The sequence below is a fragment of the Mesorhizobium sp. M4A.F.Ca.ET.020.02.1.1 genome (assembly GCF_004022645.1).
In the GTDB taxonomy this organism is placed as follows: domain Bacteria; phylum Pseudomonadota; class Alphaproteobacteria; order Rhizobiales; family Rhizobiaceae; genus Mesorhizobium.
The window spans coordinates 1-1,095 of the sequence record NZ_RZOI01001162.1 but is presented as its reverse complement, the minus strand read 5'-3'; the positions used below and the strand labels follow the sequence as shown (position 1 = coordinate 1,095).

Sequence of the window (1,095 nt, the reverse complement as noted above, 5' to 3'; positions counted from 1 at the left end):
GCGTATGCGTCTTCCCAACGAGCACCTGCACCACTTCGATCGCGACTCGCTGGTGGCGCTGCTCGCGCACAACGGCTTCGAATGCGTGACGCTGAACTCATTCGAGGACGGCATCAGGCTGCGCCCCGGCGAAGCGGGTCCGAATATTCTGTCCGGCTTCTTTAGGAAGTTGTAGGTGGGTTCCCGGTCCTAGACAGCCTGTCTCCCCTGGTGGATCATGCGTGGGTAGGCAAGCCAGGGGCGCCGCCATGGACGTCGGAGATTGGCTGCGGAGGCATGGCCTCGAACAGTATGAGGCCGCCTTCCGCGAGAATAAGATCGACGACACGGTCCTGCCGACGTTGACGGCCGAGGACCTGAAGGATCTTGGCGTCGGATTTGTCGGACATCGTCGTAAGCTGCTCGACGCCATCGCAGCCTTGCGCGCTCAAGTAGCTGCACCAACGCCACTGTTATCCGATGCGCCTCTGGCAATCGACAATGCCGCGAAGGACACCGCTGAGCGCCGTCAGGTCACCGTGATGTTCTCGGACCTTGTCGGCTCGACGGCACTCTCGGCGCGAATGGACCCTGAGGATTTGCGGGAGGTGATTGCGGCCTATCAGAAGTGCGTTGCCGAGGCGGTGCGTCGCTTTGGCGGGTTTGTGGCCAAATACATGGGCGACGGCGTGCTGGTGTATTTTGGCTATCCAAAGGCGCATGAGGACGACGCGGAGCGAGCCGTGCGGGCTGGGCTGGCGATCGTTGATTCGATCGCAAGGCTCGCGATCCCGGCACAAGGTGGGCTTGCGGTACGCGTCGGCATCGCAACGGGGCTGGTGGTGGTGGGTGATCTCATCGGCGAAGGAGGAGCGCAGGAGGAAGCGGTGGTCGGCGAGTCGCCGAACCTGGCGGCGCGGCTGCAGGCATTGGCGGGGCCTGGCGAGATCGTGATCCCGCTCGCGACGCGCCGACTGCTCGGCGGGCTGTTCGAGTTCGCCGACCTCGGCTTGCACGAGCTGAAAGGGTTCGACGCCCCGATCCGCGCGTGGAGAGTGCTTCGCGAGAGTGCCGCCGAGACCCGGTTCGAAGCGCGCGCGACGAGCGGCCTCGCCC

Annotated in this window: 1 protein-coding gene; it reads left to right on the top strand. The window is 64.7% G+C overall.

The window, feature by feature from the left end; all coding sequences use genetic code 11:
* Positions 1–248 precede the first annotated feature (248 nt).
* The coding region (locus EN742_RS35705; RefSeq protein ID WP_281035052.1) for an adenylate/guanylate cyclase domain-containing protein at positions 249–1,095 on the top strand (847 nt) is incomplete at its 3' end.